Source organism: Leclercia adecarboxylata, assembly GCF_035787115.1.
GTDB classification, from domain to species: Bacteria; Pseudomonadota; Gammaproteobacteria; order Enterobacterales; family Enterobacteriaceae; genus Enterobacter; species Enterobacter adecarboxylatus_E.
In genome coordinates, this window is sequence record NZ_JALKTL010000004.1 from 250304 (window position 1) to 268274 (window position 17971).

The 17971-nt window shown below is 55.3% G+C and carries 16 protein-coding genes and 3 tRNA genes; 11 read left to right on the top strand and 8 right to left on the bottom strand.

Annotated elements, in window-relative coordinates; genetic code table 11:
• Window positions 1-463: 463 nt before the first annotated feature.
• Window positions 464-1009, bottom strand: coding sequence for a SecY-interacting protein (gene syd, locus MXM41_RS15045; RefSeq protein ID WP_325932795.1), 546 nt, complete (start codon window positions 1007-1009; stop codon window positions 464-466).
• Window positions 1010-1078: 69 nt separating this feature from the next.
• Between syd and queF the strand changes: the two genes are divergently transcribed.
• The 5 genes from queF (at window position 1079) to xni (ending at window position 7540) form a co-directional block, all read left to right on the top strand.
• The gene (gene queF / locus MXM41_RS15050; RefSeq protein WP_325932796.1) at window positions 1079-1921 is read left to right on the top strand and encodes an NADPH-dependent 7-cyano-7-deazaguanine reductase QueF; all 843 of its coding nucleotides are present in this window, start codon (window positions 1079-1081) and stop codon (window positions 1919-1921) included.
• A gap of 116 nt (window positions 1922-2037) precedes the next feature.
• A complete protein-coding gene (ppnN, locus tag MXM41_RS15055; protein WP_325932797.1) occupies window positions 2038-3402 on the top strand; it encodes a nucleotide 5'-monophosphate nucleosidase PpnN in 1365 nt (454 codons plus the stop codon).
• 550 nt (window positions 3403-3952) lie between these two features.
• Complete coding sequence (locus MXM41_RS15060) at window positions 3953-5242, top strand: HAAAP family serine/threonine permease (RefSeq protein WP_325932798.1); 1290 nt, start codon at window positions 3953-3955, stop codon at window positions 5240-5242.
• A gap of 63 nt (window positions 5243-5305) precedes the next feature.
• Entirely contained in the window at window positions 5306-6673 is a 1368-nt protein-coding gene (locus MXM41_RS15065; protein ID WP_325932800.1) for an L-serine ammonia-lyase, read from the top strand.
• A gap of 111 nt (window positions 6674-6784) precedes the next feature.
• Entirely contained in the window at window positions 6785-7540 is a 756-nt protein-coding gene (xni, locus tag MXM41_RS15070; protein WP_325932801.1) for a flap endonuclease Xni, read from the top strand.
• Window positions 7541-7583: 43 nt separating this feature from the next.
• Here the strand turns inward: xni and rlmM are convergent, their stop codons facing one another.
• From rlmM to MXM41_RS15090, 4 genes are all read right to left on the bottom strand, one after another.
• Window positions 7584-8684, bottom strand: a complete 1101-nt coding sequence (gene rlmM / locus MXM41_RS15075) for a 23S rRNA (cytidine(2498)-2'-O)-methyltransferase RlmM (RefSeq protein WP_325932802.1) — start codon at window positions 8682-8684, stop codon at window positions 7584-7586.
• Window positions 8677-9072 carry a DUF423 domain-containing protein gene (locus MXM41_RS15080; RefSeq protein WP_039029918.1) on the bottom strand — a complete coding sequence of 132 codons (396 nt, stop codon included), beginning with the start codon at window positions 9070-9072 and terminating at the stop codon, window positions 8677-8679. Before MXM41_RS15080 ends, rlmM begins: the two co-directional genes overlap by 8 nt.
• 45 nt (window positions 9073-9117) lie before the next feature.
• Window positions 9118-10032: a glycine cleavage system transcriptional regulator GcvA gene (gcvA, locus tag MXM41_RS15085; RefSeq protein ID WP_325932804.1), complete on the bottom strand. Its 915-nt coding sequence runs from the start codon at window positions 10030-10032 to the stop codon at window positions 9118-9120.
• 349 nt (window positions 10033-10381) lie between these two features.
• The gene (locus MXM41_RS15090) at window positions 10382-10609 is read right to left on the bottom strand and encodes a YgdI/YgdR family lipoprotein (protein WP_325932805.1); all 228 of its coding nucleotides are present in this window, start codon (window positions 10607-10609) and stop codon (window positions 10382-10384) included.
• Between the two features lie 192 nt (window positions 10610-10801).
• Between MXM41_RS15090 and csdA the strand changes: the two genes are divergently transcribed.
• Complete coding sequence (csdA, locus tag MXM41_RS15095; protein ID WP_325932806.1) at window positions 10802-12007, top strand: cysteine desulfurase CsdA; 1206 nt, start codon at window positions 10802-10804, stop codon at window positions 12005-12007.
• Entirely contained in the window at window positions 12007-12447 is a 441-nt protein-coding gene (gene csdE, locus MXM41_RS15100) for a cysteine desulfurase sulfur acceptor subunit CsdE (protein ID WP_325932807.1), read from the top strand. The genes csdA and csdE overlap by 1 nt, the downstream gene beginning before the upstream one ends.
• Here the strand turns inward: csdE and tcdA are convergent.
• Both tcdA and mltA read right to left on the bottom strand, forming a co-directional pair.
• Window positions 12438-13244 (bottom strand): tRNA cyclic N6-threonylcarbamoyladenosine(37) synthase TcdA, encoded by an 807-nt coding sequence (tcdA, locus tag MXM41_RS15105; protein WP_325932808.1) that lies wholly within the window; start codon window positions 13242-13244, stop codon window positions 12438-12440. The two genes, csdE and tcdA, sit on opposite strands and share 10 nt — an antisense overlap.
• A 70-nt stretch (window positions 13245-13314) precedes the next feature.
• On the bottom strand, window positions 13315-14412 hold the full coding sequence (gene mltA, locus MXM41_RS15110) for a murein transglycosylase A (RefSeq protein WP_325932809.1): 1098 nt from the start codon (window positions 14410-14412) through the stop codon (window positions 13315-13317).
• Between the two features lie 207 nt (window positions 14413-14619).
• Here mltA and MXM41_RS15115 point away from each other — a divergent pair.
• The 3 genes from MXM41_RS15115 (at window position 14620) to MXM41_RS15125 (ending at window position 15047) form a co-directional block, all read left to right on the top strand.
• Window positions 14620-14696, top strand: a tRNA-Met gene (locus tag MXM41_RS15115).
• Window positions 14697-14851: 155 nt separating this feature from the next.
• Window positions 14852-14928: transfer RNA gene (locus MXM41_RS15120), tRNA-Met, on the top strand.
• Between the two features lie 42 nt (window positions 14929-14970).
• Window positions 14971-15047 (top strand) — tRNA-Met (locus MXM41_RS15125).
• A gap of 88 nt (window positions 15048-15135) precedes the next feature.
• Here MXM41_RS15125 and amiC read toward each other — a convergent pair.
• Window positions 15136-16389 carry an N-acetylmuramoyl-L-alanine amidase AmiC gene (amiC, locus tag MXM41_RS15130; RefSeq protein ID WP_325932810.1) on the bottom strand — a complete coding sequence of 418 codons (1254 nt, stop codon included), beginning with the start codon at window positions 16387-16389 and terminating at the stop codon, window positions 15136-15138.
• A 228-nt stretch (window positions 16390-16617) separates the two neighbouring features.
• Between amiC and argA the strand changes: the two genes are divergently transcribed.
• Complete coding sequence (argA, locus tag MXM41_RS15135; RefSeq protein ID WP_325932812.1) at window positions 16618-17949, top strand: amino-acid N-acetyltransferase; 1332 nt, start codon at window positions 16618-16620, stop codon at window positions 17947-17949.
• Window positions 17950-17971 lie beyond the last annotated feature (22 nt).

Here is a 17971-nt window from a genome sequence, read left to right on the forward strand (position 1 = left end):
TCTTCCCTTGACCGCTGCATCCTGCGCACATCGTCCTGATGTGACGGCTTCATCCTGAAGCGTCCTGGCCTTCCTGACCCACCGGACATCCGTACCGGCTCTCGTTCTCCGTCCTGGAGGTGTCCTTCAACGCGTCCTGCGTTCTCCTTTTGCTTCTTCCTGAAGCCTTCCCTGTAACGCCTTCCTGACGTGTCCTGAATCAGAAACGTCATCATCCTGATGTTCGTTTCTTTTGTCGGCGTCCTGTCGACGGACATAGAATCCCTTATTCCGCTTCGTCTTACAAGGTACCCTGTAAGCCAGAATGAGTGAGCCGACGCGTCTTTCTGATAGTTAAATCCGTTACAACCTCTTGATAATAAGAGCGTTAAAAGAGAATTCGACAAACGTCACGTACTGGTCGCCTGGGCGATCTCTCACAAACTCTGTAAGAGATCTCTCACACGGTCAGTAGTATTCAGGATTACACGACGGGATGAAGATGATTGAGGAAATCCGTAAGCGATTCAGCGAGAACCTGGCGTTTTTGCGTGCCCAGCGTCTCTTGGATCACCTCGCCGGTGAGGTTGCAGACAGAGATGACATCCATCTCGCTGTCGAGCGTGGCGATAAATAACGTGGGCGATAACTTCAGCCGCTTCTGGGTAACAAGATGCCCTATCAGGTTCTCCTGCACGCGCAGCAAGTCGTCTTCGCTCCAGGTTTGCAGCAGCGTCAATGAGATAGCCTCAAAGCGAGCGCACATATCCCCGGCAAATTGTGTGGTATAGAATATATGGACCGCTGGTTGTATCACAATGTCCATGGCGCGTTCAATCGCTTTTACATTCTGCTCAGCGGTAAACGGCTGCGGCTGCCAGATAACAGTATCCCCGGAAGAGGTAATAATACAGGGCGAAGGCACGCCGTACAGCTCTTCACTTTGCGGCCATGACGCTTTCTGTTCATGCCAGGCGTCACAGTAACGCGCGGTAAATGCCTTTAAGGCAGCAGCAGTCTCTTTATCCACCGGTTTCTCTCTTCATATAAGCCAGGATACACTCATCCTCATAGTTTACCTTTAAAGTGACCACGAAACATGTCTTACGAAAATCATGACGCCTTATCGGGCCTGACGCTGGGCAAGAGCACAGCCTACCGCGACATCTACGATGCCAGCCTGTTGCAGGGCGTGCCGCGCAGCCTTAACCGCGATCCGCTGGGGCTGAAAGCCGATGCACTGCCCTTCCACGGCGGTGATATCTGGACGCTGTATGAACTCTCCTGGCTTAACGCCCGCGGGTTGCCGCAGGTGGCCGTCGGTCACGTTGAGCTGGATTACACCAGCGCGAATCTGGTGGAATCCAAAAGTTTTAAGCTCTATCTCAACAGCTTTAACCAGACGCGTTTTGACAGCTGGGAAGCGGTGCAGCACACGCTGGAACGGGATTTAAGCGCCTGCGCTCAGGGTAAGGTCACCGTGGCGCTCTACCGGATTGATGAGCTTGAGGGCCAGCCCATCGCCCACCTCCACGGCGCCTGCATTGACGATCAGGATATCGGGATCGACAACTATCAGTTTGACACAGCCTGGCTTGAACACGCTGCCAGCGGTAAAGTGGTTGAAGAGACGCTGGTCAGCCATCTGCTGAAATCCAACTGCCTGATTACCCATCAGCCTGACTGGGGCTCAGTGCAGATCCAGTATCGCGGGGCAAAAATCGATCGCGAGAAATTACTGCGCTACCTGGTCTCCTTCCGTAACCATAATGAGTTTCACGAGCAGTGCGTGGAGCGCATTTTTAATGACATCCTCCATTTCTGCCAGCCAGAGGCGCTGAGTGTCTATGCCCGCTACACCCGACGCGGCGGTCTGGATATCAACCCGTGGCGTAGCAATACTGATTTCGTCCCGGCGACGGGTCGGTTAGTCCGTCAGTAAAATAAATAAATTCACAATATGCGCGGTCTGTTCCGCGCTTTAGGTTGTGAAAGGTCATAAGCCAGGGCTATTGTAATCAACAGGGAAAGACGATAAACGTCCCGTAAGGAGCTCACTTGATTACACATATTAGCCCGCTTGGCTCAATGGATATGTTGTCGCAGCTGGAAGTGGACATGCTCAAGAGCACGGCCAGCAGCGATCTTTATCAATTGTTTCGCAACTGTTCACTTGCCGTTCTGAACTCCGGTAGCCTTACCGACAACAGCAAAGAGCTGCTGTCCCGCTTTGAAAGCTTTGATATTAACGTTCTGCGCCGCGAACGTGGCGTGAAGCTGGAACTGATCAACCCGCCAGAAGAGGCCTTTGTTGACGGGCGCATCATCCGCGCGCTGCAGGCCAACCTGTTTGCGGTCCTGCGCGATATCCTGTTCGTAAACGGCCAGATCAGTAATGCCGGGCGTTTCCAGCACCTGAACCTGGAAAGCTCGGTCCATATCACCAACCTGGTGTTCTCTATTCTGCGTAACGCCCGCGCCCTGCACGTGGGCGAAGCCCCTAGCATGGTGGTGTGCTGGGGTGGTCACTCCATCAACGAAACCGAATACCTCTATGCCCGTCGCGTAGGTACCCAGCTGGGACTGCGCGAGCTGAACATCTGCACAGGCTGTGGCCCGGGCGCGATGGAAGCGCCGATGAAAGGTGCGGCGGTGGGACATGCCCAGCAGCGCTACAAAGAGGGTCGCTTCATTGGCATGACCGAGCCGTCGATCATCGCCGCTGAACCGCCAAACCCCCTGGTTAACGAACTGATCATCATGCCGGACATCGAGAAACGTCTGGAGGCATTTGTCCGCATCGCCCACGGGATTATCATCTTCCCGGGCGGCGTGGGTACGGCAGAAGAGCTGCTCTATCTGCTGGGCATTCTGATGCATCCGGCCAACCAGGATCAGGTGCTGCCGCTGATACTGACCGGTCCGAAAGAGAGCGCTGACTACTTCCGTGTGCTGGATGAGTTCATCGTGCATACGCTGGGCGAAACGGCGCGTCGTCACTATCGCATTATCATTGACGATGCCGCAGAAGTGGCGCGCCTGATGAAAAAGGCCATGCCGCTGGTGAAAGAGAATCGCCGCGATACGGGGGATGCCTACAGCTTTAACTGGTCGATCCGTATTTCGCCGGATCTTCAGATCCCGTTTGAACCGTCGCACGAAAATATGGCTAACCTGAAGCTCTATCCCGATCAGCCAGTTGAAACCCTGGCCGCCGATCTGCGTCGCGCCTTCTCGGGCATCGTGGCCGGTAACGTGAAAGAGGTGGGTATCCAGGCCATCGAAGAGTTTGGCCCCTATAAAATTCATGGCGACCCTGAAATGATGCGCCGCATGGACGATCTGCTGCAGGGCTTTGTCGCTCAGCACCGTATGAAACTCCCCGGTAGTGCCTACATCCCTTGTTACGAGATTTGCGCGTAACATCCGCGTCCGGCAGCGTGCCGGGCGCCTTATCATGCTAATCCAGCCGGGAATGGCCTCAGCCGCCCGGCTTTTTTATTGCCTTCAGCAAGATGATATCGCTTCAGATATAACTGTCATTTATATTTCTGCGATTTCGCAACGAAAAGCAAACGATTACGTCTGTTTTTAAAGCGTGATTTATTAGCCTCAACCGACATTAATCGCGAAAAAATCCTCTAAAAAATCACTTTTACAGCGTATGACACCTATATTACCGGGCTATCTATCACGCTGCATATCGTTAATGGTAGCCTTCGCGCCCGGAAATTCGTTGTGATGTTTTATTAGCAGATAAATGGTCTAAAGATATCCATCTCAAAAGTAGATTATTGCATTTGAGATCGGGATCACTGATAGATCCATTACTAAAATGTATCTTTCCGCCCGCCGATAGTTACGGAGAAAAATTATATAAAAACCGTCACCGAGCGAATTTCATATTACGATTAGCCCTTTTTGCATCAAATTTGACCAGAAACCTGACATTAGCTACTTCCTGGAGACACAGATGGAAACCACTCAAACCAGCACCGTTGCTTCGATTGAAACCCGAAGCGGATGGCGTAAAACTGATACCATGTGGATGCTTGGCCTGTACGGCACAGCAATCGGCGCTGGTGTTCTCTTCCTGCCTATTAACGCGGGTGTTGGCGGCTTAATTCCGCTGATTATCATGGCAATCATTGCGTTCCCGATGACCTACTTTGCACACCGCGGCCTGACCCGTTTTGTGCTGTCGGGTAAAAACCCGGGCGAAGACATCACTGAAGTGGTTGAAGAGCATTTCGGCACTGGCGCAGGTAAGCTGATTACCCTGCTCTACTTCTTTGCGATTTACCCAATTCTGCTGGTGTATAGCGTGGCGATCACCAACACCGTTGAGAGCTTTATGACCCACCAGTTGGGCATGACGCCGCCACCGCGCGCTATTCTGTCGCTGATCCTGATCGTCGGCATGATGACTATTGTGCGCTTCGGTGAGCAGATGATTGTGAAGGCGATGAGCGTGCTGGTGTTCCCGTTCGTTATCGCTCTGATGGTGCTGGCCTGCTACCTGATCCCACAGTGGAACGGCGCGGCGCTGGAAACGCTTTCTCTGAGCAGCGCGTCTGCCACCGGTAATGGCCTGTGGATGACTCTGTGGCTGGCCATTCCGGTGATGGTCTTCTCCTTCAACCACTCGCCGATCATCTCCTCCTTCGCTGTAGCGAAACGTGAAGAGTACGGTCAGGACGCCGAGAAAAAATGCTCCAGCATCCTGGCTCGCGCTCACGTGATGATGGTGCTGACCGTGATGTTCTTCGTCTTCAGCTGCGTACTGAGCCTTTCCCCGGCGGATCTGGCGGCAGCAAAAGAGCAGAACATTTCGATCCTCTCCTATCTGGCGAACCACTTTAACGCGCCAGTTATTGCCTGGATGGCGCCAATCATCGCGATTATCGCTATTACCAAATCCTTCCTCGGCCACTACCTGGGCGCACGTGAAGGCTTTAACGGCATGGTGATTAAATCCCTGCGTGGCAAAGGTAAGAGCATCGAAATCAACAAGCTGAACAAGATCACTGCGCTGTTCATGCTGCTGACCACCTGGGCGGTCGCTACCCTGAACCCGAGCATCCTGGGAATGATCGAAACTTTGGGCGGTCCGGTTATCGCGATGATCCTGTTCCTGATGCCGATGTACGCGATTCAGAAAGTGCCAGCGATGCGTAAATACAGTGGCCAGATCAGCAACGTCTTCGTTGTGATTATGGGTCTGATTGCTATCTCCGCTATCTTCTTCTCGCTGTTCGCGTAATGCCTCCCGCGCCATCTTCGGATGGCGCACTCTACTCCTCTGACGTAAATCAACGGACGCATCATGATTAGCGTTTTCGATATTTTTAAAATTGGTATTGGTCCTTCCAGCTCGCACACCGTCGGGCCAATGAAAGCGGGTAAACAGTTCACGGACGATCTTATTGCGCGCGGAATGCTGCATGACACCACCCGCGTGGTAGTGGACGTTTACGGCTCCCTGTCGCTGACCGGCAAAGGCCACCATACCGATATCGCCATCATTATGGGCCTGGCGGGCAACCTGCCGGATAGCGTCGATATTGACGCCATCCCGGCCTTTATTCAGGACGTAAATACCCATGGCCGACTGCTGCTGGCCAACGGTGAACATGAAGTTGAATTCCCGGTTGATCGCTGCATGAATTTCCATGCCGACAACCTGTCGCTGCACGAAAACGGCATGCGGATCACCGCGCTGGCAGGCGACAAGGCCATTTACAGCCAAACTTATTACTCTATCGGCGGCGGTTTTATCGTCGATGAAGATCATTTTGGCCAGCCAGACAGCGCGCCTGTCGCGGTACCTTACCCGTATAAAACGGCTGCCGATCTTCAGCGTCATTGCCAGGAGAGCGGTCTCTCCCTCTCAGGCCTGATGATGCAAAACGAGCTGGCGCTGCACAGCAAAGCGGCCCTGGAACAGCATTTTGCTAACGTCTGGGAGGTGATGCGCGGCGGTATTGAACGCGGCATCACCACCGAGGGAGTTCTGCCGGGTAAACTGCGCGTCCCGCGTCGTGCTGCGGCGCTGCGTCGTATGCTGGTGAGCAGCGACAAAACCACCAGCGATCCGATGGCGGTCGTTGACTGGATCAATATGTTTGCGCTGGCGGTAAACGAAGAGAATGCCGCGGGGGGTCGCGTGGTCACCGCGCCGACCAACGGTGCCTGCGGTATCGTTCCGGCGGTGCTGGCCTACTACGATAAATTCATTCGTGAAGTGAACGCTAACTCACTGGCCCGCTATCTGCTGGTGACCAGCGCTATTGGCTCGCTGTATAAGATGAATGCCTCGATCTCAGGCGCAGAGGTAGGCTGTCAGGGTGAAGTGGGCGTAGCCTGTTCTATGGCGGCAGCGGGTCTGGCAGAGCTGCTGGGCGCCAGCCCGGCGCAGGTCTGTATTGCGGCAGAGATCGGCATGGAGCATAACCTCGGTTTGACCTGCGATCCGGTTGCCGGTCAGGTGCAGGTGCCGTGCATCGAGCGTAATGCGATTGCTTCCGTGAAGGCGGTCAACGCCGCACGTATGGCGCTGCGCCGTACCAGCGAACCGCGCGTCTGCCTCGATAAAGTGATCGAAACCATGTACGAGACCGGGAAAGACATGAACGCCAAATACCGCGAAACCTCCCGCGGTGGCCTGGCGATGAAGATCGTCACCTGCGACTAAGCCAAAAAGATGCCTCGTTTTGCGAGGCATCTTCCCGAACGCCCCGCCATTCGTAGTTTCCCTCCGCCGACAGTGTTACCCTTATCTGGCTGAACAAAAGGGAGAAAATCTGTGGCCGTGCATTTGCTTATTGTCGACGCGCTGAACCTTATCCGCCGCATCCACGCGGTACAGGGCACACCCTGCAAGGATACCTGCCTGCATGCCCTGGAGCAGCTTATTCGCCACAGCCAGCCAAGCCATGTGGTCGCCGTCTTTGACGATGAAGCGCGTAACAGCGGCTGGCGTCATCAGCGCCTGCCGGATTACAAAGCCGGTCGCGCCCCCATGCCGGACGATCTGCATGCCGAAATGCCCGCCATCCGCTCCGCCTTTGAGCAGCGCGGCGTGCCCTGCTGGGGCGCACAGGGTAACGAAGCCGACGATCTCGCTGCCACCCTGGCCGTCAAAGTGGCCAGCGCCGGCCATCAGGCCACCATTGTGTCGACGGACAAAGGCTATTGTCAGTTGCTTTCACCCACCATTCGCATCCGAGACTATTTCCAGAAACGCTGGCTCGACGCGCCCTTTATCGCCGGCGAGTTTGGCGTATCCCCCCAGCAATTGCCGGATTACTGGGGGCTGGCAGGGATAAGCAGCTCAAAGGTACCGGGTGTGGCGGGCATTGGTCCAAAAAGCGCAGCCCAGCTGCTGACAGATTTTCAGGATCTTGAGGGGATATACGCACATCTGGACGAGGTGCCAGAGAAGTGGCGTAAAAAACTGGAGGCCCATAAAGAGATGGCCTTTATCTGCCGGGATGTAGCGCGATTGCAGACGGATTTACAGTTAGACGGGAATTTGCAGCAGCTAAGGTTAGAGTGCTAGGTTGTAGGCCCGGTAAGCGCAGCGCCACCGGGCGTTATACACATTATCGTTCGTCGCGACGGCCACCAACGGCTGCCCACCAGCGGCGCACGTGTACGGTCACTTCTTCACGGTCGTGATACAGCTGACGCGCCTGGATTTCCGCATTGATGCCATGTTCCGCAAGCTGGGCCTGAATGTATGCCAGGTTCTGGGACACTTCTTCGTAGCGCTTTTTCATCGGTAGCTTGAGGTTGAAAATCGCCTCGCGGCACCAGCCGTTAACCAGCCATGTCGCCATCAGCGCGGCCACCTTCGCCGGTTTTTCTACCATATCGCACACCAGCCACGAGATGTTACTGCGGTTTGGCCGGTAGCGGAAACCATCTTCGCGCAGCCATGTTACCTGGCCGGTGTCCATCAGGCTTTGCGCAATCGGACCATTATCAATGGAGTAGACCCACATGTTGCGTTTTACCAGCTGATAGGTCCAGCCTCCCGGACAGGCGCCCAGATCCACCGCATACATGCCGTTTGCCAGGCGCTCGTCCCACTCGTCAGCCGGAATAAAGACATGGAACGCCTCTTCCAGCTTAAGGGTGGAGCGGCTCGGCGCATCGGATGGGAACTTCAGACGCGGGATGCCCATATAAAACGGCGAGTTATTGGTGGTATACGAGTACCCGGCATAGCAACAGCCCGGGGCAATAAAGAAGACATGCACTACCGGACGCTTTGGCGTCTCATAGTTTGTCAGCACGCCACAGTCACGCAGCGCGGCGCGCAGCGGCACGGTGAATTTACGGCAGAACTTCATCAGCTCTTTGCTTTCGTTGGTGTCCGCCACCTCAACGCGCAGCTCACCGCCCTTCTCCACTACGCCCTGCAGCATACCGGCGACAGGCGTAATACGATCCTCTGGCGGCAGATCCTGCAGCAGCTCGCCGGCCACAAACATCTGACGGGCAAAAATCAGCGAGCTGAAAGGCAGTTCGCGAACCAGCTTGTCCGCATCTTCTGGCTGATAACATTCGAAAACAACATAGCCCGCATTTTCTTTAACACGAGCAAAACCAAAGACTTCGCGTTTCGCGGCTTTATCAGTAATTTCCGCGGCACACTCTTTTTCAAAGCCCGGGCGACAATATAAGACAACTTTATTCATGAACAACGCCCTTGCGTTTCAGACGGAACGAACCGATTAACATTAATACCCACCCGACCAGGAAGCTGACGCCGCCCACCGGGGTAACAAACGCCCACAGGCGTAAATGCGACAGCGCAAGGCAGTAGAGGCTACCGCTGAACAGCACGGTACCCAGCGCCATAAATACGCTGCTCCAGTAAAACCAGATACTGATGCGACGCTGCATCGCCACGGCTAATCCGAAGATTGCCAGGGTATGAAACGCCTGATATTCCAGACCGGTGTGGATCCAGCCCATCTCCACCACACCCAGGGATTTGCGTAATACATGTGCGCCAAAGGCGCCCAGCGCAACAAAAATAAAGCCACTTACCGCGGCAAAAATCAGCATAAAACGGCTGGTCATGTTTCTGTCCTGAAGTTATGCGCGTCCCGCGCGCAAAAGAAAGTGTTACTCGTACCGAAAGCGGAATTTTTCTTGCTCGTTGGCCGCCTTTGCCAGAATCCACTGGCGAAACGCGGCTATTTTACCCAGTTCTGCCTGACTGTCATGACAAACCAGATAAAATGCGTTCTTGCTGACCAGAACATCATTAAAGGGGCAAACCAGACGGCCTGCCTCAATTTCGGACTGCGCCATAACGTTGTTTGCCAACGCCACGCCCTGTCCGTGGATGGCAGCCTGTAACACCATCGCACTGTGGCTGAAGATGGGGCCCTGCTGCACATTTATATGGTTAAGACCGAGCTGGCGGGTATAAGTTTGCCAGTCGCGGCGAGAAGCATCATGCAAAAGCGTGTGTTGCGCCAGATTGTCCGGCGTTTTTAACGCTTTTTCGCCTGTTAAGAGTAGTGGCGAGCAGACCGGCAGCAAATATTCTGCGTACAATTTTTCGACGCGCAGGCCTGGCCAGTTACCCCGGCCATAAAAAATTGCTACGTCGACATCGTCTGCCAGCTTGTCCTCCTGACGGTCGACCGCCTGGATTCGAACGTCTATTCCCGGATAAGCTGAGTTAAAGCTTGAGAGTCTCGGCACCAGCCACTGAATGGCAAAACTGGGCAACAAACTGACCGTCAGGGCCCCTTTCGCACTCCGCGCCTGTAACTTACGGGTAGCCTCAGTGAGCTGAGAAAATATCTCTTTGATATCCTGAAAATAGCTCTGCCCCTCTTCCGTCAGAAGCAGGGAACGGTTGCGGCGGCGAAACAGCTTGAGGCCCAGAAAATCCTCAAGGGACTTGATTTGATGGCTGACTGCGGCCTGAGTGACAAAAAGCTCATCGGCCGCGCGCGTGAAGCTAAGATGACGCGCAGCAGCATCAAATACACGTAATGCATTAAGAGGTGGTAATCGCTTGGACATGGTTATCTGGCTTAGATGTTAACGGCTTTTAACAAACAGGAAACAACGTTTAACCTATTAGTTTTTTTTATCTGAGCCATTATAAATTGTCCGTTGAGGAACTACCAGCAAATACCTATAGTGGCGGCACTTCCTGAGCCGGAACGAAAAGCTTTTTTTGGAATGCGTGTTCTGATGGGCTTTTGGCTTACGGTTGTGATGTTGTGTTGTTGTGTTTGCAATTGGTCTGCTATTCAGACCCCGGTAGCGACGCTACCAATTTTTCACTTCCTGTACATTTACCCTGTCTGTCCATAGTGATTAATGTAGCACCGCCCAATTGCGGTGCTTTTTTTTGTCTGCAATTCCGTTAGTGCTCCAGCTCAACCATCTCTCTCACGTCACCACGGTTGATCTGCTGTTGATTCCCGTTGGCATCCTTATACGAGATCATGCCGGTATCATTATCGGTTTGCGGCTTACCGTCTGACACGATTGAGCGGCCATCATTGGTGTGCATAACATAGTTGTTACCAGAACAGGCGCTCAGGGCAAAGGTAAGCATACAGGCAGAGGCAATTGCGATCGTCTTTTTCATCTTCTTCTCCTTCAGCAATTAATGCTATTTCAAGCGTGTTTAATAACAGGCTAAGACATTCTCCTGACTCTATTTCAGCATAACCTGCTTCGTCTGTTGCGCCAGGATAAACAGACAATTCCGATAGAGATCAACCTCCTTGCCCTGCTGGAGAATTTGCGCGACGATCTGTGTATCACGAAGAGGAATTCCATGAACGCATTCAGCCCTGCCCATTTTCGCGCGCAGTTTCCGGCGCTGGCCGATGCCGGCGTCTATCTTGACAGCGCCGCGACGGCGCTTAAGCCTCAGGCGGTGATCGAGGCCACCCATCAGTTTTATAGCCTGAGCGCAGGCAATGTGCATCGCAGCCAGTTCGCCGAGGCGCAACGCTTAACCGCGCGTTATGAAGCGGCGCGCGATCAGGTTGCCCGCCTGCTCAATGCCGAAAGCGGTAAAAACATTGTCTGGACGCGGGGCACAACCGAAGCCATTAACATGGTGGCGCAGTGTTACGCCCGCCCTCGACTCCAGCCAGGCGATGAGATAATCGTCAGCGAGGCGGAGCATCACGCTAACCTTGTGCCCTGGCTGATGGTCGCTGAACAGACCGGCGCAAAGGTCGTGAAGCTACCGCTGGGCGCCGACCGCCTGGCGGATGTGGCTCGCCTGCCTGAATTTATCACCCCCCGCAGCCGCATTCTCGCGCTGGGGCAGATGTCGAACGTCACCGGCGGCTGCCCGGATCTCGCCCGCGCCATCAGCCTCGCCCATGCCAGCGGGATGGTGGTGATGGTGGATGGCGCCCAGGGCGTCGTGCATTTCCCGGCGGATGTTCAGCAGCTGGATATCGACTTCTATGCCTTTTCCGGGCATAAGCTGTACGGGCCGACCGGGATTGGCGCGCTATACGGCAAGGCGAAACTGCTGGAGGAGATGACCCCGTGGCTCGGCGGCGGCAAGATGATCGCCGAAGTGACCTTCGACGGCTTCAAAACCCAGCCAGTCCCCTATCGTCTGGAAGCCGGTACGCCAAACGTCGCGGGCGTCATTGGCCTGAGCGCGGCGCTGGAGTGGCTGGCGGATATCGATCTGCAGCAGGCAGAGAGCTGGAGCCGCGGGCTGGCGACGCTGGCGGAAGAGGCGCTGAAAAAACGCCCCGGTTTTCGCTCCTTCCGCGTGCAGGATTCGAGCCTGCTGGCGTTCGATTTTGCCGGGGTACATCACAGCGACATGGTGACACTGCTGGCGGAGCACGGCATTGCCCTGCGTGCCGGTCAGCACTGCGCCCAGCCGCTGCTGGCGGCACTGGGCGTCAACGGCACGCTGCGCGCCTCGTTTGCTCCCTATAATACCCAAAGCGATGTCGACGCGCTGGTTGCCGCCGTCGATCGCGCCCTTGCCTTACTGGTGGATTAATGACAAGCCCAACCCTGGCCGGACATCCGTTCGGCACCGTCATCACTGAAGAGACGTTAAAACAGACCTTCGCCCCGCTGACCCAGTGGGAAGACAAGTATCGCCAGCTGATCCTGCTGGGCAAACAGCTGCCTGCGCTGTCCGATGAGCTTAAAGCGCAGGCGCAAGAGATCCCCGGCTGTGAAAACCGCGTCTGGCTTGGGGTCACACGCGTGGGAGATCATCTGCACTTTTATGGCGACAGCGAAGGACGCATCGTTCGCGGTCTGCTGGCCGTGCTGCTGACGGCCATCGAGGGGAAAAGCGCCGCGCATATCCTGGCGCAAAACCCGCTGGCGCTGTTTGATACGCTGGGGCTACGCGGTCAGCTTAGCGCCTCGCGCAGCCAGGGGCTTACTGCGCTAAGTGAAGCGGTACTGGAAGCGGCGCGTCAGGCCTGACGTTCCGCCTTCGCCATCATCTTTTTCAGCGCATGAGAGACGGCGATAAAACCAAAGCTCGCGGTCACCATCGTGGCCGCACCAAACCCGGATGCACAGTCCATCCGTTTTGGCCCTTCCGCGGTGCTCTTCATGGCACACACCGAACCGTCAGCCTGCGGGTAGACCAGCGCTTCGGTGGAAAACACGCAGTCGATTCCCAGCTTGCCTTTGCTGTTTTTCACCACCCCAAAATCGCTTTTCAGGCGCTCGCGCAGTTTAGCCGCCAGCGGATCCTGTATGGTTTTCGCCAGGTCCGTCACCTGGATCTGCGTCGGGTCGATCTGCCCGCCCGCCCCGCCGGTGGTCACCAGCGGCACCTTATTGCGACGACACCAGGCGATCAGCGCGGCCTTCGGGCGCACGCTGTCAATGGCGTCAATCACGTAGCTGTAACCGGCCCCCATGTACTGCGCCACGTTGTCGGCCGTCACAAAATCATCAATCACGGTGACGCGGCATTCCGGGTTGATCTGGCGAATGCGCTCCGCCATGACCTCTGACTTCGCCAGCCCGACGCTGTCGCGCAGGGCGTGGATCTGACGATTGGTGTTGGTGACGCAGACATCATCCATGTCGATAAGCGTAATGGCGCCGATCCCGGTTCGTGCCAGCGCTTCCGCCGCCCATGAGCCCACGCCGCCAATGCCGACCACGCAGATGTGCGCTTCGGCAAACAGCTGCAGGGCTCTTTCACCATATAAACGTGCGGTGCCACCAAAACGCTGGCGCCAGGCTTCGCTCATTACCACAGACATAAGACCTCAGATGTAAAAAGGGTGAGAGTTGCCCCTCACCCCGGAAAACATAGCGCCAATATTACCACACTCAACCGCTAAAGACGTTGCCCGTACTTGCTGCGCTTTTCAGCACCCATACGCGTCCATAATGGTTATACCAGCCCGCGCGGTGACCGGCATCGGCGCCAATCCCCTGATAGATATCAAAGTGTTGGCCTTTAATCGCGCCACCCACATCCAGCGCGACCATCAGACGCAGCTCGTACTGGCCGCTGAACTTGCCTTCGTTATTCAGCAGCGGGACTTCGGCCAGCAGCGTGGTACCCGGCGGGATTACGGTCTTGTCAGAGGCTACCGACGCGCGGCCAATCAACGGCACCGCGCTGGCCCCTTTCACCGGCGCAAAGTTTTGCGGTTTAAAGAAGACAAACGACGGGTTCTGCTCCAGCAGCTCACGCACTTCAGATTCGCTGTGCTTTTCGCCCCACTCGCGGATCGCCTGCATCGACATATCTTCGCGTTTCACTTCACCACGATCGATCAGCACCTTACCGATACTGCGGTAAGCATGGCCATTTTTGCCCGCATAGCTGAAGAAGTTAAGCGGGCTGCCGTCGCCAAAATCGATGTAGCCGCTGCCCTGTACATCCATGATGAAGTTATCCATCAGCGAGTTGCTGTAGGCGAGGACATAGTTGTCGCTCAGCGCGCCCGAGTAGATTGCGGCGCGGGATGGCAGGCGGCCACGTTTTGGCGGCATGCGGTAAATAGGGTATTTGAACTCGCCCTGCGCGGTATGACGCGCCTGCACCACCGGGGTGTAGTAGCCGGTAAACTGGACGTTACCGTAGTTATCGGTGCCTTCCATCTGCCAGGCATCGATACCAAACTGGCGCATGGTGCGGGTATCGCCCCCGGCACGTAGCCAGTCCTGCACGGCGTTATAGACGGCATTTTGCGAGCCATACAGTCGCGGCGATGCGGTGCGGATCTGGCTCACCTGCTCCGCAAAGTCGCCGCCATTAATGGGCGCGCCCACGGCGTCCGGCTGGTTCACTAATGAGAAAGGCTGGGTCAGTTTCCCGTCTTTATATTGCTGACCGCGATCGGTCGGTTTGGAGGTACAGGCGGCGAGGATTGCTACCATCGCGCCCGTCATCAGATACTTCGCCCAACGTCCTTTCATATATCCCATCTTCAAGTTGCCCCATTTTGCGCATCGAAGATAACAAACCGGCAAAGGTATTGAAATGCGATTACCTTCCCTTACGCAAATTTTGCGCAAAAAACCGACAAATCGATGACAGAGCGGGCAGATCAACGGCTAATTTGGTGATTTTTACGAAAAAGGGTTGCAACAAAAAGTCAGCAGAGTATAGTGCGCATCCACGGACGCGGGGTGGAGCAGCCTGGTAGCTCGTCGGGCTCATAACCCGAAGGTCGTCGGTTCAAATCCGGCCCCCGCAACCAATTAAAATTTGATGAAGTATCGTTTTTGCAAAGTAGTTCAAAGCACAGCAAGGCGGCGACGCAGTGAATCCTTAGGAGCTTACTCCAGTAAGTGACTGAGGTGAACGAGGAAAGCCAACGCAGATGTGGTTTGAAATACGAAGCAAAAAGACGGACGCGGGGTGGAGCAGCCTGGTAGCTCGTCGGGCTCATAACCCGAAGGTCGTCGGTTCAAATCCGGCCCCCGCAACCAATCAAATTTGAAGAAGTAAATTCTACGAAGTAGAAAGACGGACGCGGGGTGGAGCAGCCTGGTAGCTCGTCGGGCTCATAACCCGAAGGTCGTCGGTTCAAATCCGGCCCCCGCAACCAACACTTCTTAAAACAATAAACACCCTTAAGGGTGTTTTTTTGTATCTGCAGTTTGTCAATTTACCGGGCATCTACCCGGCATCCATGATTATCCGCGTCTTGCGAGCGTCGCACCATCCGAGAAGTAAGCCTTAATCCCCGCCAGTATCGACTCCGCCACCTCCTGCTGAAACTTAGCCGTCTTGAGCTTGCGCTCCTCCGCCACGTTACTGATAAACGCGGTTTCGACCAGAATCGACGGGATGTCCGGCGCTTTTAACACCGCAAAACCGGCCTGCTCAACGCTGTTCTTATGCAGCTTATTTACATGGCCGAGCTTGCCCAGCACTGCTTTACCAAATTTCAGGCTGTCGGTTATGGTCAGCGACTGCACCATATCGAACATCGTATGATCGACGTAGCGATCGCCGCTCCTCCCTACCCCCCCGATAAGGTCGGAGGCGTTTTGCGTGTCGGCGAGATAGCGTGCCGCGGTACTGGTGGCGCCTTTGGTGGAGAGCGCAAACACCGATGAACCGCTGGGCTGGCGGCTGGTAAATGCATCCGCGTGAATGGAGACAAACAGATCGGCGCGCTGTTTTTGCGCTTTCGCCACCCGCACTTTCAGCGGAATAAACACATCTTCATTACGCGTCATATAGGCGCGCATGTTGCCTTCTCGGTCGATCAACGCCTTCAGGCGACGGGCAATCTGCAGCACCACGTCTTTTTCCCGCGTGTGGTATTTGCCCACCGCGCCGGAGTCTTCGCCGCCATGTCCCGGATCGAGCATGATCACAATCGGACGATCGCGCCCGGCTTTGCCCGGCTGCGGGCCGCTTTGCGCAGGGGGAACCTGCTTTTCAAGATCGCCTTTATTGTAATCTTCCAGCAGGGCCAGCAGCGGATCCTGAATGTCCGTCGCGTTCGCCGGATAGAGATCCATCACCAGACGCTCTTTAAAACCGGCCACCGGCGCCAGGGCAAACAGCTGCGGTTTGACGTTCTGCTTAAGCTCAAACACCATGCGTACGGTTTTTGGATCAAACTGCCCGACCCGGGCCGATTTAATATAGGGATCGTCACCACGGATCTGGGCGCCCATCCCTTTCAGCACCGAGTTAAGATTGACACCTTCGATATCCACCACGACCCGTTCCGGGTTGCTCAGAGCGAATTGCTTATATTTCAGCACCCGGTTTGACTCGACCGTCACGCGTGTATAGGTTGACGATGGCCAGACGCGCACCGCCACTACCTGGCTGACGGCAGCAAGCCCTACCTGACTTACGCTAAGCAACCACATTGCCCCAGCCCCTTGTAACAGGCGACGACGACTTAATGCTTTACTGGATCCCGACATGCTTCTCCCGAGCAAAGATATCGAATAACTTCTCATAACGTCCAAATTGACCGAAAACTTTAGCGAATGATGCATAAGCTGTCATCCCTAAAAGGGTAAACAATCATGCGTTAACGATTACTTTACTGAATGTTTTCTTTGCTCCGCAGAAAAGTTTGGCTTGCGTGCAGAGTTAAATTCGAATAAAAATACAAAAATTACGAATAAACATTCATTGAGGGTTGTGCCGTGGTGAAGGAACGTAGAATCGAACTGGTCCAGGGATTCCGTCATTCTGTTCCCTATATCAACGCCCATCGGGGAAAAACCTTTGTCGTCATGCTGGGTGGCGAAGCCATTGAGCATGAGAATTTCTCCAGTATTGTCAATGACATTGGCCTTTTACATAGCCTTGGTATTCGCCTGGTGGTCGTGTATGGCGCCCGCCCGCAAATAGAAGCGAATCTGGCCGCGCACCATCATGAGCCCCTCTATCACAAGCATACCCGCGTGACCGACGCCAAAACGCTGGAACTGGTTAAGCAGGCAGCCGGTCAGCTACAGCTGGATATTACCGCGCGTCTGTCGATGAGCCTTAATAACACCCCACTGCAGGGGGCACACATTAACGTGGTCAGCGGTAACTTTATTATCGCCCAGCCGCTTGGCGTGGATGACGGTGTGGATTATTGCCACAGCGGACGCATCCGTCGTATTGATGAAGAGGCGATCCATCGCCAGCTTGACGGCGGCGCGATTGTGCTGACCGGCCCGGTTGCCGTCTCTGTCACTGGCGAAAGTTTTAACCTTACCTCGGAAGAGATTGCCACCCAGCTGGCGATCAAACTGAAGGCAGAAAAAATGATCGGCTTCTGCTCCTCCCAGGGGGTCACCAACGAGCTTGGGAATATCGTCTCTGAGCTGTTCCCTAACGAGGCCCAGGCGCGCGTCGAGGCGCTTGAGGCACAGGGCGATTACTACTCCGGCACCGTGCGTTTCCTGCGGGGGGCAATCAAAGCCTGCCGCAGCGGCGTGCGTCGCAGCCACCTGATCAGCTATCAGGAAGATGGCGCCCTGCTGCAGGAGCTCTTCTCCCGCGACGGGATCGGCACGCAGATTGTGATGGAGAGCGCTGAGCAGATCCGTCGCGCCACCATCAACGACATCGGCGGCATTCTGGAGCTCATCCGCCCGCTGGAGCAGCAGGGGATCCTGGTACGTCGCTCCCGCGAGCAGCTGGAGATGGAGATCGACAAGTTCACTATTATTCAGCGCGATAACCTCACCATCGCCTGTGCGGCGCTCTATCCCTTCCCGGAAGAGAAAATCGGTGAAATGGCCTGCGTGGCGGTGCATCCGGACTACCGCAGCTCGTCACGGGGTGAAGTGTTACTGGAACGGATCGCCCAACAGGCGCGCCAGCTGGGGCTGAGCAAACTCTTTGTGCTGACGACCCGCAGCATTCACTGGTTCCAGGAGCGGGGTTTCACGCCGGTGGACATTGATTCGCTGCCGGAAACCAAAAAAGAGATGTACAACTATCAGCGTCGTTCAAAAGTGCTGATGGCGGATCTGGGCTAATTCCCCTCACCCCATAAGGGTG